The sequence below is a fragment of the Microbacterium sp. KR10-403 genome, from assembly GCF_040196215.1.
Lineage (GTDB): Bacteria > Actinomycetota > Actinomycetes > Actinomycetales > Microbacteriaceae > Microbacterium.
The window spans coordinates 155,185-178,369 of record NZ_JBEGDC010000004.1; the positions used below are offsets into that span (position 1 = coordinate 155,185).

At 69.1% G+C, this 23,185-nt stretch carries 21 protein-coding genes; 6 read left to right on the forward strand and 15 right to left on the reverse strand.

Annotated elements, in window-relative coordinates:
- Positions 1–64: 64 nt before the first annotated feature.
- From ABMQ42_RS09995 to rlmN, 4 genes are all read right to left on the reverse strand, one after another.
- Positions 65–529 (reverse strand): NUDIX hydrolase, encoded by a 465-nt coding sequence (locus ABMQ42_RS09995; protein WP_349723166.1) that lies wholly within the window; start codon positions 527–529, stop codon positions 65–67.
- Positions 526–1,539, reverse strand: a complete 1,014-nt coding sequence (locus ABMQ42_RS10000; protein ID WP_349722836.1) for an aldo/keto reductase family protein — start codon at positions 1,537–1,539, stop codon at positions 526–528. Before ABMQ42_RS10000 ends, ABMQ42_RS09995 begins: the two co-directional genes overlap by 4 nt.
- 18 nt (positions 1,540–1,557) lie before the next feature.
- On the reverse strand, positions 1,558–3,141 hold the full coding sequence (locus ABMQ42_RS10005; protein WP_349722837.1) for a DUF4407 domain-containing protein: 1,584 nt from the start codon (positions 3,139–3,141) through the stop codon (positions 1,558–1,560).
- A 76-nt stretch (positions 3,142–3,217) separates the two neighbouring features.
- Positions 3,218–4,441, reverse strand: a complete 1,224-nt coding sequence (gene rlmN, locus ABMQ42_RS10010; RefSeq protein ID WP_349722838.1) for a dual-specificity RNA methyltransferase RlmN — start codon at positions 4,439–4,441, stop codon at positions 3,218–3,220.
- A 64-nt stretch (positions 4,442–4,505) separates the two neighbouring features.
- Between rlmN and ABMQ42_RS10015 the strand changes: the two genes are divergently transcribed.
- From ABMQ42_RS10015 to mmsB, 4 genes are all read left to right on the forward strand, one after another.
- Positions 4,506–5,078 carry a phosphorylase family protein gene (locus tag ABMQ42_RS10015; protein WP_349722839.1) on the forward strand — a complete coding sequence of 191 codons (573 nt, stop codon included), beginning with the start codon at positions 4,506–4,508 and terminating at the stop codon, positions 5,076–5,078.
- Positions 5,079–5,560: 482 nt separating this feature from the next.
- Positions 5,561–6,700: a multiple monosaccharide ABC transporter substrate-binding protein gene (gene chvE / locus ABMQ42_RS10020; protein ID WP_349722840.1), complete on the forward strand. Its 1,140-nt coding sequence runs from the start codon at positions 5,561–5,563 to the stop codon at positions 6,698–6,700.
- Positions 6,701–6,754: 54 nt separating this feature from the next.
- Positions 6,755–8,302, forward strand: coding sequence for a multiple monosaccharide ABC transporter ATP-binding protein (gene mmsA / locus ABMQ42_RS10025; protein WP_349722841.1), 1,548 nt, complete (start codon positions 6,755–6,757; stop codon positions 8,300–8,302).
- Positions 8,299–9,519 (forward strand): multiple monosaccharide ABC transporter permease, encoded by a 1,221-nt coding sequence (mmsB, locus tag ABMQ42_RS10030; protein ID WP_349722842.1) that lies wholly within the window; start codon positions 8,299–8,301, stop codon positions 9,517–9,519. Before mmsA ends, mmsB begins: the two co-directional genes overlap by 4 nt.
- A 50-nt stretch (positions 9,520–9,569) precedes the next feature.
- Here the strand turns inward: mmsB and ABMQ42_RS10035 are convergent, their stop codons facing one another.
- The 6 genes from ABMQ42_RS10035 to ABMQ42_RS10060 form a co-directional block, all read right to left on the reverse strand.
- Positions 9,570–10,322: a sulfite exporter TauE/SafE family protein gene (locus ABMQ42_RS10035; protein ID WP_349723167.1), complete on the reverse strand. Its 753-nt coding sequence runs from the start codon at positions 10,320–10,322 to the stop codon at positions 9,570–9,572.
- 149 nt (positions 10,323–10,471) lie between these two features.
- Positions 10,472–11,263, reverse strand: coding sequence for a metallophosphoesterase family protein (locus ABMQ42_RS10040; protein ID WP_349722843.1), 792 nt, complete (start codon positions 11,261–11,263; stop codon positions 10,472–10,474).
- On the reverse strand, positions 11,260–13,152 hold the full coding sequence (gene iolD, locus ABMQ42_RS10045) for a 3D-(3,5/4)-trihydroxycyclohexane-1,2-dione acylhydrolase (decyclizing) (protein ID WP_349722844.1): 1,893 nt from the start codon (positions 13,150–13,152) through the stop codon (positions 11,260–11,262). Before iolD ends, ABMQ42_RS10040 begins: the two co-directional genes overlap by 4 nt.
- Position 13,153: 1 nt before the next feature.
- The gene (gene iolB / locus ABMQ42_RS10050; protein WP_349722845.1) at positions 13,154–14,008 is read right to left on the reverse strand and encodes a 5-deoxy-glucuronate isomerase; all 855 of its coding nucleotides are present in this window, start codon (positions 14,006–14,008) and stop codon (positions 13,154–13,156) included.
- Positions 14,005–14,889 carry a TIM barrel protein gene (locus ABMQ42_RS10055; protein WP_349722846.1) on the reverse strand — a complete coding sequence of 295 codons (885 nt, stop codon included), beginning with the start codon at positions 14,887–14,889 and terminating at the stop codon, positions 14,005–14,007. Before ABMQ42_RS10055 ends, iolB begins: the two co-directional genes overlap by 4 nt.
- Complete coding sequence (locus tag ABMQ42_RS10060) at positions 14,886–15,902, reverse strand: Gfo/Idh/MocA family oxidoreductase (protein WP_349722847.1); 1,017 nt, start codon at positions 15,900–15,902, stop codon at positions 14,886–14,888. Before ABMQ42_RS10060 ends, ABMQ42_RS10055 begins: the two co-directional genes overlap by 4 nt.
- A 128-nt stretch (positions 15,903–16,030) precedes the next feature.
- Between ABMQ42_RS10060 and ABMQ42_RS10065 the strand changes: the two genes are divergently transcribed.
- Positions 16,031–16,777 carry a GntR family transcriptional regulator gene (locus ABMQ42_RS10065; protein WP_349722848.1) on the forward strand — a complete coding sequence of 249 codons (747 nt, stop codon included), beginning with the start codon at positions 16,031–16,033 and terminating at the stop codon, positions 16,775–16,777.
- A gap of 2 nt (positions 16,778–16,779) precedes the next feature.
- Here ABMQ42_RS10065 and ABMQ42_RS10070 read toward each other — a convergent pair whose 3' ends face one another.
- From ABMQ42_RS10070 to iolC, 3 genes are read right to left on the reverse strand one after another with little or no spacing between them, the layout of a single operon-like run.
- Positions 16,780–18,282 (reverse strand): CoA-acylating methylmalonate-semialdehyde dehydrogenase, encoded by a 1,503-nt coding sequence (locus ABMQ42_RS10070; protein WP_349722849.1) that lies wholly within the window; start codon positions 18,280–18,282, stop codon positions 16,780–16,782.
- Between the two features lie 45 nt (positions 18,283–18,327).
- The gene (locus ABMQ42_RS10075; protein ID WP_349722850.1) at positions 18,328–19,224 is read right to left on the reverse strand and encodes a Cgl0159 family (beta/alpha)8-fold protein; all 897 of its coding nucleotides are present in this window, start codon (positions 19,222–19,224) and stop codon (positions 18,328–18,330) included.
- The gene (gene iolC / locus ABMQ42_RS10080; RefSeq protein ID WP_502884683.1) at positions 19,217–20,143 is read right to left on the reverse strand and encodes a 5-dehydro-2-deoxygluconokinase; all 927 of its coding nucleotides are present in this window, start codon (positions 20,141–20,143) and stop codon (positions 19,217–19,219) included. The genes ABMQ42_RS10075 and iolC overlap by 8 nt, the downstream gene beginning before the upstream one ends.
- A gap of 213 nt (positions 20,144–20,356) precedes the next feature.
- Between iolC and ABMQ42_RS10085 the strand changes: the two genes are divergently transcribed.
- Positions 20,357–21,073 (forward strand): MgtC/SapB family protein, encoded by a 717-nt coding sequence (locus ABMQ42_RS10085; RefSeq protein WP_349722852.1) that lies wholly within the window; start codon positions 20,357–20,359, stop codon positions 21,071–21,073.
- A gap of 40 nt (positions 21,074–21,113) precedes the next feature.
- Here the strand turns inward: ABMQ42_RS10085 and ABMQ42_RS10090 are convergent, their stop codons facing one another.
- Positions 21,114–21,929, reverse strand: coding sequence for an inositol monophosphatase family protein (locus ABMQ42_RS10090; RefSeq protein ID WP_349722853.1), 816 nt, complete (start codon positions 21,927–21,929; stop codon positions 21,114–21,116).
- A gap of 66 nt (positions 21,930–21,995) precedes the next feature.
- Positions 21,996–23,183 (reverse strand): ABC transporter substrate-binding protein, encoded by a 1,188-nt coding sequence (locus ABMQ42_RS10095; protein WP_349722854.1) that lies wholly within the window; start codon positions 23,181–23,183, stop codon positions 21,996–21,998.
- Between the last annotated feature and the right edge of the window lie 2 nt (positions 23,184–23,185).

The following is a 23,185-nucleotide window of genomic DNA, read 5'->3' on the forward strand; positions in this document are numbered from 1 at the left end:
ACTCCAGAACAGGATCGCGCGAACGCGCGGATCTACCAGCTTGCCACGGAGCCCCGACACTCCGCTACAAGAAACTCTCCAGCGCGTCGAGCGCGGGCCGCTGCCCCTTCACCAGGCGCGGGCGCGCGGCATCCACCGTCATCCATTCGGCCCGGTCGACCTCGGGGAACTCCTGCCGCCTCCCCGAGCGCGGCGGCCATTCCATCTCGAACGTCCCGAAGGCGAAACGGGATGCCGCGAACTCCGCGCCGTCGACGGCGAACACCGTCACCCGCTTGCCCGACGCGTACGCCCAGGTCCCGAGTTCGTCGTAGGGGCCCGCAGGCGGGTCGACGCCCAGTTCTTCGCGGAATTCCCGGACCGCGGCAGCCATCGCCGATTCGGTCTCGGGGTCGAACTCACCCTTGGGAATCGACCACGCGCCTTCGTCCTTGCGTGCCCAGAACGGGCCGCCCATGTGCGCGATGAGCACCTCGAGCCCGCCGGCGGTGCGGCGGTGCAGGAGGAGCCCCGCGCTGCGGATCATCAGGCCGGGCGCGACTTCGGCGAGACCTCGTAGGTGTTCTGCGGGTCGCGCTCGACCACGTCGCCGAGCGCGGCGTCGATGGCCGCCATGACATCGGCATCGAGCGTCACGCCCGACGCGGCGACGTTCGACGCGATCTGTTCGGGGCGGGATGCCCCCACCAGCGCCGCCGCGACGTTCTTGTTCTGCAGCACCCAGGCGATGGCCAGCTGCGGCATGGTCAGCCCGCAGTCGCCCGCGATGGGCTCGAGCCTCTGCACGGCGGTGAGCACGTCGTCGCGCAGGAAGCGCTGGATGAAGTGCGCGCCGCTCTTCTCATCGGTCGCGCGCGATCCGGCGGGCACCGGCTGCCCGGGCAGGTACTTGCCCGACAGCACGCCCTGCGCCATCGGCGACCAGACGATCTGCGAGATGCCGAGCTCTTCACTGGTCGGCACGACCCGGTCTTCGATCACGCGCCACAGCATCGAATACTGCGGCTGGTTCGAGATGAACGGCACGTGCAGCTCTCTCGCGAGCGCCGCGCCCTCACGCAGCTGCTCGGCGGTCCACTCGCTCACGCCGATGTACAGCGCCTTGCCGGCGCGCACGAGGTCGGCGAACGCCTGCATCGTCTCTTCGAGCGGGGTCTCGTAGTCGAAGCGGTGCGCCTGGTAGAGATCGACGTAGTCGGTGCCCAGTCGCTGCAGCGAGCCGTCGATGCTCTCGAAGATGTGCTTGCGGCTCAGTCCGCTGTCGTTCGGCCCCTTCGGACCGGTCGGGAAGTAGACCTTCGTGAAGATCTCCAGCGACGCGCGCCGCTGGCCCGCCAGCGCCTTGCCCAGCACGACTTCGGCGGCCGTGTTCGCGTAGGTGTCGGCGGTGTCGAAGGTCGTGATGCCGGCGTCGAGCGCCGCATGCACGGTGGCGATGGCGCCCGAGTCGTCGATCTGCGACGCGTGCGTCACCCAGTTGCCGTAGGTGATCTCCGAGACCTTGAGTCCGCTGTTGCCGAGATAGCGATGTTCGACCATGGCCCTACGCTACTCGGGTCAGGCGGCGCCCCCGCTCGCGATCTCGGCCCGCTCGTCCCACGTGCGCCGGCTCGTGCGGTCGAGCGCGACCTGGCGGCGCATGGTCTCGGCCTTCTCGTAGAGCGAGGGATCGCCGTAGCTGGTGAGCACCTTCACGAGCACGGGCAGCAGCTCGATCATGAAGAAGAGCGCGGCGATGAGCCAGTGCGCCCAGGCGAGCGTGGGCTCCTTCTGCGAGAGCCGGTCGAGGGCGCTGATCTGGCTGAGCAGCCCCTCGGCCCCGGCGTTGCCGCCGGCCACCGAGGCCGCACGATCGTTGTAGGCCTGCAGCGCCTGCTGGTACTGCTCGCGGGCGGCGGGAAGCTCATCCTGCGCCTGCTTCTTGTTCTGCGCCGCCGAGGCGTCGGCGGCCTGGGTGCTCGAGGCGTCGGCCGCGGCGAGCGTGGCGTTCGCGTCCTTCAGCTTGGCGGCCAGGGCGTCGTACGAGTCCTGTGCCGAGGCCAGCTGCTTCTTGGCCGCGTCCGCGCTGGCGCCGTCGCCGCTGACACCGGTGCAGCCGGCCACGCTGCCCTTGCCCTCGCCGGTCAGCTCGCACTGGTACAGCGCCCGCGCCTGGTCGATGACCTTCTGCTGCGCGTCGAGCTTCTTGGTGAGGTCGTCGACCGACTGCTGCGCGGCCGCCGCGGCCGCTGAGGTGGTCGACGTGCCCGCCACGATGCCGCTGGCCGCCTGGTCTTCGAGCTGGCTGACGCGCGTGCTCGCGGCATCCAGCGCCTTCTTCTCGGGCCCGTTCGAGACGGCCTGCTGATCCGAGACGGCGTTCGTGACGTTCGTGGAGGTGACCTCGCGGGCGATGTCGTTGTGGAACACCTGCAGCACGAGCGGCTCGGCGACCACGATGCCGATGATCGCGGCCATCACCACACGCGGCAGGGCGAGCCAGATGAGCTTGAGGACGCTCGTCGACGCCTTCATCGTCGAGGTGAGGAACCGGTCGAGGTTGAAGATGATGAGCGCCCACACGATCGCGACGGGGATCGCGACCCAGACGAGCACGCCGACCCCGGTGATGAGTGCGAAGAACATCGACAGGGCCGACACGAGCGCGGTGCCGACGAGCACGAAGAACATCTGCACGAAGCGCGACGTCTCGATCGGCACCTCTTCGAGCACCTCGAGGTCGGCGCCGCCGAGCACGGCCAGGCGGCGCGTCCACGGCAGGCGACGCCGGCGCGGGGCGAGGACAGCGGGGGTGGATGCCACGGCCGGCGCCTCGTGCGCGGGCTCGGGGTCAGGCACGGGTGCGGTGTGCGGCGCAGGGTCCGACGCAGGCACAGGCTCGGCCTGCGGCGCGGGCGCCGGGTGCGGCGCGGGTGCGGGCACCGGTTCGGTCAGGACCGCGGTCGTCGCATCGGCGCCGTACTCACGCTGCTCGTCGATCGACGGGGCGCCCCACGGCTCCAGGGCCTGCTCGAGCGGGTCGGCGGTCGCGGCGCGGACGTCGCTCAGGTACAGCGGCTCGGTCTCCTCCTGCTCGGCCTCATCGAGGACGATGCGGCCGTCGGAGCCGAAGCGGCCCGGCCTGTGGGCGGAATAAGACATCGTGCCAGGGTATGCGGGGCGTCCTGGACGTCGGGTGGACGGTTCCTTGGAACCGCTTATGACCGCCCGCCCGGCGTCACGCTTCGACGGGGGTCGCCGCGGCGGCCTCCTGGTCGGCCTCGGTGGCCACGAGCTGCCCGCAGGCGCCGTCGATGTCCTTGCCGCGGGTGTCGCGGATCGTGGTCGGAATGCCGTGCGCTTCGAGGCGGCGCACGAACTCGTCCTGCACCGGCTTGTCGGACGCCGTCCACACCGATCCCGGGGTCGGGTTCAGCGGGATCGGGTTCACGTGCACCCAGCCGCGGCCACGGGCGTTGAGCTTCTCGGCGAGCAGGTCGGCGCGCCAGCCGTGGTCGTTCATGTCCTTGATCAGGGCGTACTCGATCGACACGCGGCGCCCGGTCTTCGCGAAGTACTCGTACGCGGCATCCAGCGCCTCGTCGACCTTCCACCGCGAGTTCACCGGGATCATCTCGTCGCGCAGCTCGTCGTCGGGCGCGTGCAGCGACAGGGCGAAGGTGACGGGGATCTCTTCGTTCGTCAGCTTGCGGATCGCGGGCACGAGACCGACCGTGGAGATCGTGATGCCGCGGGCACTCATGCCCAGACCGTGCTTCTTGTCGACCATCACGCGCACGGCGTGCATGACGCGGGCGTAGTTGGCCATCGGCTCACCCATGCCCATGAAGACGATGTTGGTGACACGCTCGCCCTCGTGGCCGACGTGGCGCGGGTCGCCCAGCTGGCCCTCGGCGATCACACGGTTCGCGTGCACGACCTGCGCGACGATCTCGGCGGCCGACATGTTGCGGGTCAGCCCCGCCTGGCCGGTGGCGCAGAACGGGCAGTTCATGCCGCAGCCGGCCTGGCTCGACACGCACAGCGTGATGCGGCCCGGGTAGCGCATGAGCACCGACTCGACGAGCGCGCCGTCGTGCAGCTTCCAGAGGAACTTGATCGTGTCACCACGATCGGTCGACAGGCGCCGCACCTCGGTGAGAAGCGGCGGCAGCAGCGTGTGCACGAGCTCTTCGCGCCCCTCGGCCGGGAGGTCGGTCATCTCGGCGGGGTCGTGCGTGTAGTGGGTGAAGAAGTGCTTCTCGAGCTGCTTGGCGCGGAAGGCCGGCAGCCCGAGCTCGCTCATCTTCTCGACACGCTGTTCGGGGGTGAGATCGGCGAAGTGTGCCGGGGGCTTGCCGCGGCGGGGGCTGGCGAACTGCAGCAGGGGCCGGCCGTCGGCATCCTTCTTCTGCGTCCACCCTTCGGTGCGCGGCCGCACCTGCGCGCGCGGTGTGGTCATGCCCTCCAGGGTACGCGACCCGGATGCGCGGATGCTGGGGGTCGGCGCCTGAGAGAATGGATCGGTGAGACTCCTCGTCGCGGCGCTGGACGCCGAACTGGTCGCCTTCCCCGCCGAGATCCCCGGTTTCGACCGGCTGGTGACGGGGCCCGGCAAGCTGCAGGCGACCTACGCGCTGACCCGTGCGCTCGATGCGACGCATTACGACGAGGTGCTCGTCGTGGGCACGGCCGGCGCGATCGACGACGAGCTCGCCCCCGAGGTGTACGACATCGACGCGGCCATCCAGCACGACGTCAGCGACATCGACGGCGTCGTCGGGCAGCACGTGTCCTTGCCGGCGCGGGTCACGCTGCCGGCGGACGTGATCCGGCGAGCAGCGATGACGATCGCCACCGGAGACCACTTCGTCGACGACGCCGTGGCGGTGGCCTCGATCCAGGCGCTCGGCGCGCGCCTCGTCGACATGGAGACCTACGCGTACGCGTGGGTCGCCGAGCGGTTGGGTGTGCCGATCCGCGTGCTCAAGGCGGTCTCCGACCGCGCGCAGGACGACGCGATCACCGACTGGCGCGCCGCCGTCACCGCGTGTAGCGCCCAGCTCTGGGACGTGGTCCGCGCCGACTACGAGGTCTGAGCCGCGGCATCCGTCTCCCCTCGCCGGGGCGAGGGGATCTGCCGATCCGAGGGCCTTTCTGCCCGATCGCGCCCTCGCCCGGGCCGTTCTCCTCGCCTGAGGCGAGGGCGCTCGCCTCGCCCGGGCTCCGGATCGCTCCTCAACGCGGCGCGGGATCCGTCGTCGTGACCGCGGCCTGATCGACGGATCCCCTCCGGCAGACAACCCGTCGCACGCGAACGCTTGACTCCTCCGGTTGGGTGTGCCTAGTCTGACTCCCGGTCCTGTTACCGGTAACATTCCCTCGCTGCCGAGGATCCGTAGAAGCATCCGCGAACAAAGAAGTTCCCCGTGAACACAGACACTCCGCCGACTCCGCACCCTCACTCATGCCGTGCCATGAGCGCGGCCGTCACGTCGCGTCGCCGCGCATTCTCCGCCCCGCGGCATCCGCTCCCCCTCAGCCTCAACGTCTGACAACCATCAAGAGGAAGGCAGGAACCATGTCGTTCCGCACCACAAAGATCGCCGCCGTCGCTGTCGCGGCCGGCCTCGTCTTCAGCCTCGCTGCCTGCTCCGGCGGGCGCGGCGGCTCGGGCAACGCCGACAACGGCGCCGACGCCAACAAGGGCGCCCTGGTCGGCATCGCGATGCCGACGAAGGTCGACCAACGCTGGATCCAGGATGGCGACAACGTCGTGAAGTACCTCAAGGAGGCCGGCTACAAGACCGACCTGGAGTACGCGAACAACGACATCCCGACCCAGGCGCAGCAGATCGAAGCCATGATCACCAAGGGCGCGAAGGTGCTCGTGATCGCGTCCATCGACGGCGGCGCACTCGGTCAGCAGCTTGACGACGCGAAGGCCGCAGGCGTCAAGGTCATCTCGTACGACCGACTGCTCACCGGCGACGAGAACGTCGACTATTACGCCACCTTCGACAACTTCAAGGTCGGCGTTCTGCAAGCGAACTCCCTGCTGACGGGGCTCGGGTACCTCGATGACAGTGGCGCGAAGACCGGTCAGAAGGGGCCGTGGCATGTCGAGCTGTTCGCCGGCAGCCCCGACGACAACAACGCGACGTTCTTCTACAAGGGCGCGATGAGCGTTCTGCAGCCGCTGATCGACGACGGCACGCTCGTGGTGACCAGCGGCCAGACCGACTTCAACCAGACCGCGATCCAGGGCTGGGACCCGGCGACCGCCAAGAAGCGCATGGACGACCTTCTCGCCAAGAGCTACTCGACCGGCGCGACGAAGCTCGACGGAGTGCTCTCGCCCTATGACGGCCTCTCGGACGGCATCATCGCGGCGCTCGAGAGCGGCGGCTACAAGGTCGGCAGCGACACCTGGCCGATCATCACCGGACAGGACGCCGAGGTCGCCAGCGTGAAGCAGATCATCGCGGGCTCGCAGTACTCGACGATCTTCAAGGACACTCGGAACCTCGCGAAGCAGGCCGTCGCGATGACCGAAGCGCTGCTGCAGGACAAGAAGCCCGAGGTCAACGACACGAAGAGCTACGACAACGGCAAGAAGGTCGTCCCCACCTATCTCCTGCCGCCGGTGGTCGTCACCAAGGCCAACTACCAGAAGGAACTCATCGACAGCGGCTACTACACCGAGGGCGACCTCAAGTAGCACCCGCCGGGTCGGGCGCCCGCGCGACGCCCGACCCCGTTCGAAGGAGACACCATGGCCGAGGACGCCATCCTCGAGATGCGAGCGATCACCAAGGAATTCCCCGGGGTCAAAGCACTCTCCGACGTGAACCTCACCGTGCGCCGCGGCGAGATCCACGCCATCTGCGGCGAGAACGGCGCCGGCAAGTCGACGCTCATGAACGTCCTCAGCGGCGTGTATCCGCACGGCACGTATGAGGGCGACATCGTCTTCGAAGGAGAGATCTGTCAGTTCGGAGGCATCACCGACTCCGAGAAGGCCGGCATCGTCATCATCCACCAGGAGCTCGCCCTGAGCCCCTACCTGAGCATCGCCGAGAACATCTTCATCGGGAATGAGCGTGGTCGTGCCGGGTGGATCGACTGGGGCGCGACCGAGACGCTCGCACGCACCTACTTGGAGCGCGTCGGGCTCCATGACAACCCCGCGACGAAGGCAAACGAGCTCGGTGTCGGCAAACAGCAGCTCGTCGAAATCGCGAAAGCGCTCTCAAAGGATGTGACACTCCTCATCCTCGATGAGCCCACCGCCGCGCTCAACGACGACGACTCCGACCGTCTGCTCGATCTCATGCTCGAGCTGAAGCAGCAGGGCGTGACAAGCATCCTGATCTCCCACAAGCTCAACGAGATCAAGAAGGTGGCCGACACCGTCACGATCATCCGTGACGGTCAGACGATCGAGACACTCGACGCCGCCAGCCCCGAGGTGAACGAGGACCGCATCATCAAGGGAATGGTCGGCCGCGACCTGACACACCGATTCCCCGAGCACACGCCGCACATCGGCGAAGAGCTGCTGCGCATTGAGGACTGGACGGTCCACCACCCCTCGGACCGCGCACGTGTCGTCGTCGACCATGCCGACCTCACCGTGCGTGCGGGTGAGATCGTCGGCATCGCCGGGCTCATGGGCGCCGGGCGCACAGAGCTGGCGATGAGCGTGTTCGGTCACAGCTGGGGCGTCGACATCTCGGGCACGGTGTACAAACGCGGTGAGCCGGTCAACACGCGCAGCGTGCCCGCCGCCATACGCGCCGGCCTGGCCTACGCGACCGAAGACCGCAAGACCTACGGTCTCAACCTCATCGACGACATCGCCCGCAACGTGTCCGCGGCGGGTCTGAGCTCGCTGAGCAACCGTCTCGGCTGGGTCGACGGCAACCGCGAACACGTCGTCGCCGAACAGTATCGCCGCGACATGAACATCAAGGCGCCCTCCGTCTCCTCGATCGTCGGCAAGCTGTCGGGCGGCAACCAGCAGAAGGTGGTGCTGTCGAAGTGGATGTTCGCGGACCCCGACGTACTCATCCTCGATGAACCCACCCGCGGCATCGACGTGGGTGCCAAATACGAGATCTACACGATCATCAATCGCCTCGCCGATGAGGGGAAGGGCGTCATCGTCATCTCCTCCGAGTTGCCCGAGCTGCTCGGCCTGTGCGACCGCATCTACACCCTGTCGGAGGGTGTCATCACCGCTGAGGTCACGCGCAGCGAGGCATCGCCCGAACGTCTCATGCAGAGCATGACCAAGATCCGAGAAGAGGACCACCTATGAGCTCGACACAGACGGAGGCCCGCCCGGAGAAGGGAGGGCTGATCGCCAGCACTGTCTCCTACATGAGCGGTCAGCTGCGCCAGATCGGCCTGTTCATCGCACTCATCGTCATCGTGCTGTTCTTCCAGATCGTGACGCAGGGCATCACGCTGAGCCCGCGGAACGTCTCGAACCTCATCGTCCAGAACAGCTACATCCTGATCCTCGCCATCGGCATGGTGATGGTGATCATCGCGGGTCACATCGACCTCTCCGTGGGGTCGGTCGTGGCGGTGATCGGCGCCCTCGCCGGCGTGCTGAACAACAAGCTCGGGTTGGACTGGGGGACCACCGTCGTCCTGTGTCTGATCGCCGGGGCGGTGATCGGCGCGTGGCAGGGCTTCTGGATCGCGTACTTCCACATCGAGTCGTTCATCGTGACGCTGGGCGGCATGCTGCTGTTCCGCGGCCTCGCCCAGATCCTGCTGCACAACACGCAGATCTCACCGTTCGACGACGGCTTCCGTGCCATCGGGTCGGGTTTCCTCCCGGACCTCGGCGGCGGTACGTCGTTCCTCGAGCCGCTCACCATGATCCTGGGCGTCGGTGCGGTCGTCGCCCTCGTGGGGATGAGCGTGCGCTCACGCCGCTCGCGCGCCAAGAACGGACTCGCGCTCGAGCCCCTGGGCTGGTTCACGCTGAAGACCGCTTTCATGGCGGTGCTGATCCTGGGCATCGCCTGGTTGCTCGCCAGCTATCGCGGTACTCCGGTCGTGCTCATCATCCTCGGCGTGCTGGTCGTCGTCTACTCGGCCGTCATGGCCAACAGCGTGTTCGGCCGCCACGTGTATGCGCTGGGCGGGAACAAGCGCGCGGCGCAGCTGAGCGGCGTGAAGACCGACCGGGTGAGCTTCCTTCTGTTCGTGAACATCGGCGTTCTGTCGGCTCTGGCCGGCATCGTCTTCACCGCGCAGCTGAACCTCGCCGGCCCGAGCGCCGGCAACGGATTCGAGTTGGATGCCATCGCCGCCGTCTTCATCGGCGGGGCCGCCGTCAGCGGCGGCATCGGCACCATCGGCGGGGCCATCGTCGGTGGTCTCATCATCGGCGTGCTCAACAACGGCATGACGATCATGGGCGTCGGCACCGAGTGGCAGGAGTTCATCAAGGGACTCGTGCTGCTGGCCGCCGTCGCCTTCGACGTCGTCAACAAGCGGCGCGGAGCACGGCAGGGCTGACATCGGCTGATGGGTGGGGTGGATGCCGCGGCATCCACCCCTCCCGCCGGTCAGAAGAGCAGGTACACGGCGCCGACGACGGTGAGCGCGATCACGATCCGCTCGAACAGGTGCTGGCTGATGCGCCCGGAGATCCAGCGGCCGAGCACGGCCGCTGCCACGACCACCGGTGCCAGGAAGAGATCGATCAGCAGTCCCTGCGGCGTGATCAGGCCGAGGCTGATCGAGAACGGCAGCTTCGCCACGTTCACGATCGCGAAGAACCAGGCCGTCGTGCCGAGAAAGGCCTTCACCGGGAAGCGCCCCGCGAGGAAGTACATCGACATCACGGGTCCGGCGGCGTTCGCCACCATCGTCGTGAATCCGCCGAGGGAGCCGTAGACGGCGGCCGCGACCCGGTGTGCGCGCGGGCCGTGTTCACCGGGGCGTGCGCGCCATCGACGGAACAGCGTCACCGCCACGACCGCCAGCAGGATCACGGCGATCATCCGACGCACCCAGGCGTCGGACGCGAACGCCAGGAAGACCGCCCCGCCGACGAGCCCGACGACGACCGCGGGCGCCAGCCGCAGCAGCGTGCGCAGGTCGGCGTGGCGGCGATAGATCAGCAGCGCGAACACGTCGCCGACGATGAGCAGCAGCAGGATCGTGCCGGTCGACTGCCGCGCCGGCAGCACCGCGGCGAACAGCGCGACCGCAAGCGTCGCCGCGCCCGGCAGCGCGGCCTTGGAGAGGCCGATGACCGCCGCGCCGACCGCGAGGGCGACCCACGCGAGGACACTCAGCTCAGACAGGGGCACCAGGCAACGCTAGCGCGCCGGAGCCGGGATGCCGCGGGCATCGGCCTGCGGCATCCACTTCTCTGCACCATCTCGATGTCACGCGACCTCGCGAGATACCGTGCGACCTCGCGAGATACCGTGCGACCTCGCGAGAACGAGGAGAAGACGGGTCAGGCCGCGACGTGGGAGAGCGGGCTCACGCGCCGCGTCTGCTCGTCGAACGCGTACACGGCGACCGCCTCGGGGACGCCCTGGTCGAAGCATCCTCGGGCGAAGACATCGACGCCCAGGGTGCGGAACCGCTCACTGCGGTGATAGTGGCCGTGGAAGCTCGCGCTGGGTCCCACGAGTTCGAGCGCCCGTCGCACCAGCGGATCGCCGACGTGCGCGGTCTTGTGCACGTAGCCGCTCCCCGACGGCCAGTCGTGGGTGAGTACGATGTCGGCCTTGCCCGCCGAGCACACGGTGAAGACTTCCTCGACGCTGTAGTACCCGTGCACGCGCGTGTCGGTGCTCCGCGCGCGCTCCCAGGTGTAGAGCGGGCGGCCGTCCGGCGGGCGGATGCCGGAGAGGAAGGCGACATCGAGCCCCGCGACGTGCACGTGGCCGGCGCGTCCGAGGAACCACACGTCCGGCGCCAGGCGCGGGCCGCCGACCACGACGCCGCCGTTCTCGTCCAGGGTCCGCCAGGGCTCATGGTTTCCGCCGATGAAGTACACCGGCGCCGGGAAGCGGATGCGGCCGGCGACCACATCGGCGAAGTCGCTGAGGCGCCGCCGCTCGGGCTTGATGTGCACTTCGGCCAGCTGGTCCTCATCGGCGGTGGGCTCGGCATCCCCCACCTGGAACACCGCCGCCAGCTCGGCGCCGTCGGGCAGGAATCGCTCGGCCACCCGGACGTCGTCGGCCAGGCCCGCCCAACGCCCGTGGATGTCGCCCGCGACGGCGAAATACACCGTCACAGATGCCACCGCTGCGCGCGCCGGTCCCGCTCATACTCGTCGCGGGCGCGTCGTGTGGTCTCGATGCCCGACACCTCGGCGACCGGCACGTCCCACCAGGCTCCGCCCGGCACGGCAGGCGCGAGCGGATCGGTGCGCACGTACACCGCCGCGCAGTCGGGCGCATCCAGCGCCCGCCGCAGCGCCGAGCGGAACTCCTCGGTCGAGCCGGCCTCGAAGACCTCCACCCCGAGGCTGCGGAGGTTCGCCGCGAAGTCGACGGGCAGCGCGTCACCGTCGAGACGGCCGGATGCGGCATCCCGATACCGGTACCTCGTGCCGAACCGCTGCGAACCCACCGACTCCGAGAGGTTTCCGATGGAGGCGAACCCGCGATTGTCCACGAGCACGACGACCATCTTGCGGCGCTCGGCAACGGCGGTGACGAGCTCCTGCGAAAGCATCAGGTACGACCCGTCGCCGACGAGCGCGACGACCTGCCGGGTGTCGTCCGACAGCGCCACGCCCAGAGCACCGGCGATCTCGTAGCCCATCGTCGAGAACGCGTACTCCACGTGGTACTGCCGGCGGGAGCGCGGCTGCCACAGCCGGTGCAGATCGCCCGGCGCGCTGCCGGCGGCGTTCACGATCACGTCGTCGGGTGCCATCTCGTCGTTGAGCACCCCGATGAGCTCGGCCTGACTCGGCAGCCCCAGCTCGCTGTGAGCCGCCCAGCCCTGCGAGACCGCGGCCTGACGCTGCCGGTCCCACTCCGCGCGGAGCGCGGCGACGCGGGCGACGTGGTCGGCGTCCGCCGACAGATGCGCGGTCGCCTCGTCGAGCTGGGCGAGGACCGCCCGCGCATCGCCCAGCACCGGCAGACCGGAGAGCTTCGGCGCGTCGATCGGCGTGACGTTGACGTTGACGAACCGCACGCCCGGGTCGGCGAACAGACTCATGGACGCGGTCGTGAAGTCGGAGTACCGGGTGCCGATGCCGATGACCAGATCGGCCTCGGCGGCGAGCTCCGTCGCGGCCGTGGTGCCGGTCGAGCCGATGCCGCCGATGTCCATCGGGTGCCCGTGGGGCAGCACGCCCTTTCCCGCGTGCGTCTGGCCGACGGGGATGCCCAGCCTCTCCGCGAACGACGCGAGCGCATCGGCGGCGTGCGAGTAGTGCACACCTCCGCCCGCGACGATGACGGGGCGGCGCGCCTGCGCGATCCACTCCGCGGCCTCGGCGACCGACGAGGCGTCGGCGGGCGTGCGCGGGATCGTCCAGATCCGGCGGCGGAAGAGCTCCTCCGGCCAGTCGTATGCCTCGGCCTGCACGTCTTCGGGGAACGCGACCACGACGGCGCCCGACTGCGTCGGATCCGTCAGCGCGCGCATGGCGCCCAGCAGCGCGGCCGGAAGCTGCTCCGGCCGCCACACCCGGTCGAAGAACACCGACACCGACCGGAAGGCGTCGTTGACGCTCACGTCGCCGCTCTGCGGGCGTTCGAGCTGCTGGAGCACCGGGTCGGGGCGGCGGTTGGCGAACACATCCGCGGGCAGCAGGAGCACCGGGATGCGGTTGGTCGTCGCCAGCGCCGCCCCCGTGATCATGTTCATCGCGCCGGGGCCGACCGAGGTCGTCACCGCCATCGTCGAGAGCCGATCGCGGTCCTTGGCGAACGCGACCGCCGCGTTGACCGCGCCCTGCTCGTTGCGCGCGAGGAGATACGGCATCTCTCCGGGATCGTGCAGCTCGGCCTCGAGCAGCGCCTGGCCGATCCCCGCGACGTTGCCGTGGCCGAAGATGCCGAGGAACCCGTCGACGAGTCGCTGCTCGTCTCCGTCACGTCGGGTGTACTGCTGCGCGAGGAAGCGGATGGTCGCCTGCGCGACCGTGAGTCTGACGGTGGTCATGTCACCTCCGGAACGGGAGCCGGGGATCGATGTCGAGCTCCGGCCAGGTCTGTCGGATCCACGCGTGCGCGGGATCGTCCGTGATGAGCCATCGGCGGTCCGGGCCGCTGCCCGGGCCCGCCATGACGTTCAGGTAGTAGAGGTCGTGTCCGGGGGCCGCGACCGTCGGGCCGTGGTATCCGTACGGGATCAGCACGGTGTCGCCGTCGCGCACCTCGCGCGCCACGTCGATCTCGCGCTCATCCGATGCGTACACGCGCTGCAGCGCGAACCCGGGGCTGCCGGACGGCGACGCGGCCACCTCGTAGTGATAGATCTCCTCGAGCTCGGACTCGTCTGTCCCCGCCCGGTCGTGCTTGTGCGGCGGGTAGCTCGACCAGTCGCCACCCGGGGTGAGGACCTCGCAGACGATGAGCCGCTCGGCTTCCAGATGCGCAGGCGTGCCGAAGTTGCGCACCTCACGGGAGCACACCCCGGCCCCGCGCAGCTCGACGGCGACCTCGTCGGGAGTGATGTGCTGCACGGGATGCCGCACCTCGGTCGGCGCCCAGCAGAACGCGATCCGCGCGTCGAGTCCGCACGTCACCGCGGCCGTCGCGCCCGCGGGAACGTAGAGGACGTCGGTCTGCTCCCACACCGCATCGCGTCCGCGCAGCGTGTGCACGTCGCCGTCCACCTCGACCCGTGCGCCCCCGGCGAGCGGGACGACGAGCGTCTCGCGCCCCGATGTGGGCAGCGCCGCGCTCTCACCGGCGGCGAAGCGCCGCACCGTGAGACCCGTGTACCGCCAGTCGCCGCCGTCCGGGGCGACATCGACGACCGTCGCTCCGCTCTGCGCACGGATGAGCTCGTTCACACCGTCACCGATGAGATGAGGCCGGAGAGGTAGTCCGCACCGGCCGCGACGTCGGCCGCCGGTCCCTCACCGGGCTGCGGCGCCGCGTCGAGGATCACGTCGCGCTCGAGCACGTACATGCCCGCATACCCGGCGTCTTCGAGGGCTCGCACGATCCGGCCGAAGTCGATGTCACCCGCGCCGATGGACGTGTACAGCCCCTGGCGCACCGCGTCGGTGTACGCGACCCCGCCCTCGCGCACGCGGGCCGCCAGCGCGGCATCCACATCCTTCACATGCACGTGGCCCACACGGTCGGCATGCGCCTCGACGAACGCGGCGACGTCGACGCCCCCGATGGTCATGTGACCGGTGTCCAGGCAGAGGGGGATGCCGCTCCGCGCGATCACGCGGTCGACATCGTCGGCGGTCTCGACCATCGTCCCCACATGCGGGTGCAGCGACACGGCGAGGCTGTGCGCCTGCGCGGCCCGCGCGACGCGGTCGAGGTTGCGCAGCAGCGTCGCCCACCCGTCGTCGTCGAGCACCGGCCGCGAGTCATAGCCATCCGCGCCGGTCGCCGCCGCCAGGACGACGCGCTCCGCTCCCGCCCGCAGGAAGGCCGGGATGCGGCTCTCGATGTCGGCGACAGGATCCAGGGCAGGGTCGTGCAGCACGATCGGGATGAACCCGCCGACAGCCGACAGGCCATAGTCGGCGAGCATCTCGCGGCGGGACTCGGGGTCGTCGGGGAGAAAGCCGTCGGGACCGAACTCGGTGCCGGCGAGGCCGATGTCGCGCATGTCGCCGAGCACCCGCGCGACGGGCAGCTGATGCCCCCATCCGGGAACCTCGCACACGCCCCAGCTGATCGGGGCACCGGCGATGCGCGAACCCGTCATGCCGGCACCCCTGCCGCGCGCACCTCGGCGACGCGCACGGTGCGCCCCTCTCTGCGCGAGAGATCCGCGGCCTCGGCGGTGTAGAGCGCTTCGAGAGCGTCACGCGGAGTGCAGACCACGGGCGCGCCCGAGCGCACGACGTCGAGGAACGCGACCAGTTCTGCGACGTACGCGTCGGCGAACCGCTCCAGGAATCCTTCCCACGGCGCGTCGTCGGGGAACACGACACCGGGCTCGGCGCTGCGCACGGGCGTCTTGCCGGAGAGCCCGGCCATGACCGTTCCGGCCGTACCCGCGGCCTCGAGTCGCACGTCGTACCCGGCGCCGTTGTAGCGCGACCCCTGCATCGTCACGAGCGTCCCGTCGTCGAGCGTGAGCAGGACGACCGACTCGTCGACGTCGTCGGCGGCCGCGAAGAAGTCGGCGCCGCGGTTGGCGCCCAGCGCGGTGACCGATGCGACCTCACGACCGGTGACGAAACGCAGGATGTCGAAGTCGTGGATGTGGCAGTCGCGGAAGATGCCCCCGCTGTGCGGGACGTACTCGGCGGGCGGCGGCGCAGGGTCGCAGGTGAGCAGGTGCATGCGCCGCAGCTCACCGATGTCGCCGCCGATGATCGCGTCGCGCACGTTGCGGCACCCGGTGTCGAAGCGACGCTGGAACCCGATCTGCACCGGCACTCCGGATGCCTCGACGGCTTCGACGGTCGCGAGCGTGTCGGCGAGCGACTGCGCGACCGGCTTCTCGCAGAAGACCGGCACGCCGGCATCCACGGCTTCACGGATGAGTGCGGCATGCTGCGATGTCGGAGCGGCGATGAGCACCCCGTCCGGATGCTGGGCGAAGAGCCGCTCCGTGCCTTCCGCCGCCGAGCCACCGATGCGCCCGGCCACCTCCTGCGCCCGCACCCCGTCGACGTCGCAGACGATCACGTCGTCCACGTCGTCCCGTGCGGCGAGCACAGCGGCATGCTGGCTCCCGATCCTGCCGGTGCCGATCACTCCCAGTCGCATGCGGACCTCCATCGCTCCTCGTGCCCGTCATCGGGCGATACACTTATGTTAGAACATTCCGACAATATGACACAACGTGGTCATTTGTCCTATCATCAAGAAAAACGCCACCGCGATTCGGGGGTCCCATGGACAAGATCTCGCAGTTGTTCCTCGACCTGGATCGTACGGGTCCCGTGCCTCTGTACTTCCAGCTCGCGCGGCGCATCGAAGCCGCCATCGAGCGCGGCGATCTGCCACCGGGGTCCAAGCTTGAGAACGAGGTCAAGCTCGCCGAGGAGCTGGGCCTCTCCCGCCCCACCGTCCGCCGGGCGATCCAAGAGCTCGTCGACTCGGGCCTGCTCGTGCGCCGGCGCGGCGTCGGCACCCAGGTCGTCCATGGTCGCGTCAACCGCAAGGTCGAGCTCACGAGCCTCTTCGACGACCTCAAACGTTCCAACATGCATCCGAGCACGATGCTGCTGCTCCATGAGATCGCCCCCGCGCCCGACGAGGTCGTCGAGGCGCTCGGCATCTCCGTGGCCACGCCCGTGCTGCGCATCAAGCGACTGCGCTACGCGGACGAGACACCCTTCGCGCTGCTCGAGAACTACCTCAGCCCGCAGTTCAGCGACCTCGACGTGTCGCTGCTGAAGGACCACGGCCTCTACCAGCTGCTCCGCACGCGCGGGACGACGATGCGTGTCGCGAAACAGCGCATCGGCGCCCGCGCGGCGACGGCAGAAGAGGGGACCCTCTTCCACCGCCCGGTCGGCTCCCCCGTGCTCACGATGTCGCGGACCCTGTACGACGACTCCGGAAACGCGATCGAGTTCGGCAACCATTCGTACCTCCCCGACATGTACTCGTTCGAGACGACCCTCGTGGAGAAGTAGCCTCAGTCGTTGCCGGGGAACTCCATGCTCAGCCCCGCACTCATGTGCTCGGGCCAGCGCAGCGTGACGGCCTTCTCGCGCGTGTAGAACTGGAACGACTGCGGGCCGTACGCCTTCGTGTCGCCGAACAGGGAGTCCTTCCATCCACCGAACGAATGGAAGGCGACGGGCACGGGGATCGGCACGTTGACCCCGATCATGCCCACGTGCGCCTCACGCTGGAATCGGCGCGCCGCACCGCCGTCCGCCGTGAACAGGGCGGTGCCGTTCCCATAGCTGGACGTGTTGATCAGCGCGATGCCCTCTGCGAGATCGCGCACACGCACCACGGAGAGCACAGGGCCGAAGATCTCATCCGAATAGACGGTCGAGGATGTCGGGACCCGGTCGATCAGCGTGGGCCCGAGCCAGAAGCCGTCGTCGTGGCCGTCGGCGACGACGTCCCGGCCGTCACGCACGATGGTGGCGCCGTCCTGCGCGGCCACGTCGATGTACGAGGCGACCTTCTCCCTGTGCTGAGCCGTCACCAACGGCCCCATGTCGCACTCGCGTCGGCCGTCACCCACGCGCAGGGTCGCCGCGCGCTCGTCGATGCGCCGGACGAGCTCGTCGGCGATCTCGTCGACGGCGAGGACGACGCTGACCGCCATGCATCGTTCACCCGCCGACCCGTACGCGGCACTCACGGCGGCGTCGGCGGCGGTGTCGAGGTCGGCATCGCCGAGGACGATCATGTGGTTCTTCGCCCCGCCGAACGCCTGCACCCGCTTGCCCTGGGCAGAGCCCCGCTCGTACACGTATTTCGCGATGGGGGTCGACCCCACGAACGAGATCGCAGCGACATCGGGGCTGTCGAGCAGGCCGTCGACGGCCTGCTTGTCGCCGTGCAGCACAGTGAACACGCCGTCGGGGAGGCCCGCCTCCTGCAGCAGCTCGGCGATCCACACCGCCGCGCTGGGGTCCTTCTCGCTGGGCTTGAGGATCACCGCATTGCCCGCGGCAAGCGCGATGGGCGCGAACCACAGCGGCACCATGGCCGGGAAGTTGAACGGGGAGATGATGCCGACGACACCCAGCGGCTGCCGGAACGTGAACGCGTCGACGCCGGTGGAGACGTTGTCGGAGTACTCCCCCTTGGTCAGGTGTGCGAAGCCGGTGGCGAACTCCACGACCTCGAGACCGCGCGCGATCTCGCCCAGCGCATCGGACACGACCTTGCCGTGCTCCTGCGTGATGATCTGCGCCAGCTCTCCCTTGCGCGCATTGAGCAGCTCGCGGAACGCGAAGAGAACACGCTGGCGTCGGGCGACGGACAGATCACCCCAGGCGTCGGCGGCTCCTCGAGCGCTCGAGATCGCCGCCTCGATGTCGGCGTCGTCGGCCAGTACGACGGCGGCGTGCGGACGACCGACGGCCGGGTCGAACACCGGGGCGGTGCGTGCTCCGGACCCGACGGTGCGTGCACCGTCGATCCAATGCGGAATGATCGGGCTGTCATTGACCATGCGGTCTTCTCCTTCTTCTCGGGATCGCGCTGAGACGTCGGCGACTCAGCGAGCCACGACGTGCGCGGTGGAGTGGACGATGCCGGCGGCTGTGGCCACGGCATCCGCCACGCGTCCGTCCTCGGGGTACAGCAGCCGGCGCCCGGCGACCACACCGCGCACACCGGGGAGGGCGAGGGAGTCCTCCCACGCGCGGTAGATGTCATCCACCCCGCCGTCGGGGTCGCCGCCCAGCAACAGGACGGGCAGTGTCGTGGCCGCCATGACCTTCTCCATGTCGGGCACGACGGGGAGCTTCAGCCACGTGTACGCGGAACTGTCGCCCAGGCCGGCGGCGATCGAGACCGCCTGGACCATCGCGTCGGCGGTCAGCACGTTGACGACACGGCCGTTCTCGCGCCTGCTCAGGAAGGGCTCGATCATGATCGGCAGCTGCAGCGCGGCGGACTCGCTGACGAGGCGCCCCACCGTCTCGAGCGTGGACGCGGTGGCCGCGTCCTCCATGTCGATCCGCAGAAGCACTTTGCCGAAGTCGAGGCGGTCGCGCGAGAGCGCGCCGGGCGTATACGCGGTCACGCGGTCGTCCAGCTCGAAGACCGCTCCGGGGAGTCCCGCCCGGTTCATCGACCCCGCGACGACCTTGTCATCGAGGGCGCCCATGATGAGCAGGTCCTCGACGATGTCCGGCGTGGCGAGCAGGCCGTCGACCCCGGGGCACGCCAGTGCCACCGCGAGCCGCTCGAGCAGGTCGTACCGGTCGCCCATGGCCGTGGCATCCGCGCCCACCCGCAACGCGCCGCGAGCCGGATGATCCGCCGCGATGAGCAGCAGGCGCCCGTCGTCGCGGGCGACCGGCCGGGTCACCCGTACGCGCGCGAGCTCACCGATCCGCTCAGGGTGGTGCAGCCGCACACGGCGGATGTGCTCGAAGTTGTCATCCATGGGTTCCTCCCGACATGATCGCCTCCACCTCGGCGGTGCTCGGCATCGCCGTCGAGCACTCGCGGCGGCCGGCCACGATCGCTCCTGCCGCATTGGCGAAGCGAAGACTGCGCTGGAGGGACCACCCCTCCAGCAGGGCATGACACAGGGCTCCGCCGAAGCCGTCGCCGGCACCGAGGCCGTTGACGACGTCGACGGGGTGCGCGGGGACCTCGACGGTCTCGTCGGCGGTGCGCCCGAGCACGCCGATCGGGCCGCGCTTGACGACCGCGAGCTCCACTCCGCGCTCGAGAAGCGCGTCCGCGGCACGGTACGGGTCGGTCTCCCCCACGGCGACCTCGCACTCCTCGGCATTGCCGATCGCGACGGTCACCTGCGGCAGTGCGGCGGCGACGGCGGCTGACGCCTCGTCGCGGCTCGCCCAGAACATCGGGCGGTAGTCCAGGTCGAGGACCGTCAGGGGGGCGCGCCCGCGGATGGCCCACGCCTCGTGATGCGCGGCGCGGCTCGGCTCTTCGCTGAGCCCGGTCACCGTCGCCCAGAACACCCGCGCCGCGCGGATCGTCTCCGCGTCGAGCTCGTGCGCCTCGATCTGCAGATCCGGCGCCTTCGGGCGCCGGTAGAAGTAGAGGGGGAAGTCGTCGGGCGGGTAGATCTCGCAGAAGGTCAGCGGCGTCTGCTCACCGGCGAGCGCCTTCACCTGGCTCGCGTCGACGCCCAGCCGGCCGAGCTCGCGGATGATGTAGCGCCCGAACGGATCATCCCCGACCCGGGTGATCACGCCGGAACTGTGCCCGTGCGCGGCCGCCGCGATCGCGACGTTGGTCGCGCTGCCGCCGACGGACTTCGTGAAGGTGTCGACGTCTTCGAGCCCCACGTCGGATCGCGTCGGGTACAGATCGACGCCGACCCGCCCCATCGTCACAACGTCGAGCGGGTGCACCTTGTCTGCTGCAGCCACTGTGCATCTTCCCTTCTGGGTGGTGATCCACCTGAATATGTTCTAACATACTGACATACTTTCAACCAAACGCCGATATCCGCCGGAAAGATCCGCGGAAGACGGAGGGATTACATGTCACTACATACGGACCTTTCCGATCTCCTGACCGTCAATTCGCAGCCAGGGACCGTGGAGCTGGCCTTTCGCGTCATCTTCGCCCTCATCGTCGGCTCTGCCGTCGGCCTCGAGCGGCAATGGCGCGCCGGACTCGCCGGACTGCGCACCAACGCGCTCGTCTCGACGGGCGCAGGGCTGTTCGTCGTCATGGGCGCATACGCGTTCGGAGAGGGCAGCAGCGCCGACCCCACGCGCGTCGCGGCACAGGTCGTCTCCGGCATCGGATTCCTCGGGGCCGGGGTGATCCTGCGCGAGGGTCTCAACATCCGGGGGCTGAACACCGCGGCGACGCTGTGGTGCTCGGCCGCGCTCGGATGCCTGGCCGGCATGGGCATGTACTTCGTCGCCACGATCGGCACGGTCGTCATCATCGCCGCGAACGTGCTCCTGCGCTGGCTCGGCAAGTCGGTGAGCAGGCGCAACCGGCGCGCGCTGTCGAACACACCCGACGAGACCGAGTACGTGTTCGAGGTCGTCACCACGGAGAAGTCCGAACCGCGCGTGCGCGCGCTGCTGCTGCAGACGCTGAACCGCCCCGAGTATCGATTGCTCGCGGTCTCCGCGTCGCACAAGAAGAACAACAGCACCGTCTCGCTGCAGGCCTCACTGCAGTCGGCGCTCGAAGACGCCGGCCCGCTGGAGCGAGCGGTGTCGCGCATGACGCTCGATCCCAAGGTCAAGCGCGCCCGCTGGTGGGTGAACGACGATGACAACGAGGACGAGTACTGAGAACGGGGCGGGCGGCTTCGCCGCCCGCCCCTTCGACGATTCATCCCGCGATCGCCGCTGCGACGGCATCGAGAGTCGGGCATGACAGCCCCTCGACGGTCGCGACGTAACCGGGGTGGAGATGGAACGGGGCACCCGCGGGTCCGCCCATCGCGCGGTAGGTGCCTCCGGCCTGCGTGAGGATGAATCCGGCAGCCGAGACGTCCCAGGGGTTCACGCTGAACCCAGCGGCGACGTCGACCCACCCGGCCGCCACATGGCACACGCTCATCGCGGCGCTGCCGGGGCGGCGAAGAGTGCGGCATGCCTGCACGAGCGCCCCGAACCGCTCGAGTGCGACGTCACCGTGCTCGGCGATGTCGCGTGCGTTGGGGTAGCCGGTGATCAGCGTCGCCTCGGCCTCGCTCCGGGCACCGCGCGAGCGCAGCGGCGCACCGTCGAGATAGGCGCCGTCGAGGTCGGCCGAGAACAGGATGTCGCCGATCGGGTCGTAGACGACACCGGCGACGATGCGGCCGTCGATCTCGGCCGCGATGGACACGCACCAGAAGGCGACCCCCGCGGCGAAATTGCTCGTGCCGTCGATGGGGTCGATGTACCAGCGGACACGGCCGTCACCGACGGCGCCGCCCTCCTCGCCGAGGAATGCCGAGTCGGGGACGACCGCGGTCAGATCCGCGATCAGTGCGCGTTCCGTCGCCTTGTCGTGCTCGGTGACGATGTCGCGCGCGTCCCGCTTGAAGCCGAGTGCCATCTCGCCGCGGAACACCGCACGGAGCGGGTCACGGCGCGCTCGTGCGGCGGCGGCCGCGGCATCCTTCAGCTTCCGGGACTCCGTCGTGTCTGTGGTCATCATCTGTCCTCTCTCATGGGTGCGGGGCCGCCTCTCGGCGGCCCCGCACAGGGTGGTCCGTTCGTCGGGTCAGCCCGAATAGTTGACCTGCCAGAGGTCCTGCCAGTACTGACGCGAATCGAGGTCCTTGTCGGCGGTCGACGTGTCGGTGACGTAGAGGTCGTCCAGCACGGCGGAGACGCCGCTGGGCTCGTCGGCCGGCAGATCCACGCCCTTCAGCACCGACGGCTTGCCATCGTCGGTCTGCGGCGCGATGCCTTCCTCGGTGAGGAGGTAGTCGACGAACAGCTTGGCGGTGTTCGGGCTCTTCGTCTTCGTCGCGATCAGCGCGACCTTCGGATACATCCGCCCGGGCCAGGGCGACATCGTGTCGCACAGGCCGAGCTTGTATCCGCTGTCTTCGTTCTCGCGGAACTTCGACGTGGCGATGTCCCCGAAGAACGGGTCCGCCTGACCGGGCGCTCCGATCGACTCGGCGATGTTGTCAGAGCTCTTGTTCATCAGCGGGTCGTTCTGCGCGAGCCGTTTCACCCATTCGGCGGTCGCGCTGTCCTCGTCGGTCTTCAGGTCCTCGCCGAAGTACTCCTTGTAGGCGGCGGCGACCTCGTCGTCGGCATGGGTGGCCAGCTGGTTCCAGAAGTCGGTGTCCTGCGGCTTCAGCAGCGGGTCCTGCAGCGACACCTTGCCCTTCCAGTCGTCGGTCGTGAGCGCCCACATGTTGTCGACCGGGCAGCTGTCGTACGCCTCGGTGTTGTAGGCCCACACGTTCGCGCTGAAGTTGACCACCAGGGGGTCCTGCATGTCCTCGGGGACGACGTCCGTCTTGTCCGGCGGCATCCAGCTGGTCACATAGCCGCGCGGGATGAGCTCGCCCGTCGCCTCGGCGGCGTCGCTGAGGAGGATCACGTCGCCCTGGACGTTGCCGGACTGACCCTCTCGGATCACCATGTCGGCCTGCGCGTCGGCCTCGACCTTCACACCCGTGGCCTTCACGCCGTACTTCTTCGCAAAGGCCTCGGCCATGTCGACGATCTTGCCGGTGGAGTCGTAGACGGTGATCCCGTCCTCCTCCTTCGCTGCGGCGATGAGTGCGTCGAGCGTGAACCCGTCATCGGGGATGCCGAGCTCGACGTCACCGCTCCCTTCGCTCTGCGGTGCCGACGAGGGTGCACAGCCGACGAGAGAGATGCCGAGTGCGAAGGCTGCTGCCATGCTCAGTGCGGGGACGATCGTCCGCCGCGTCATGGTGCGTATCATCA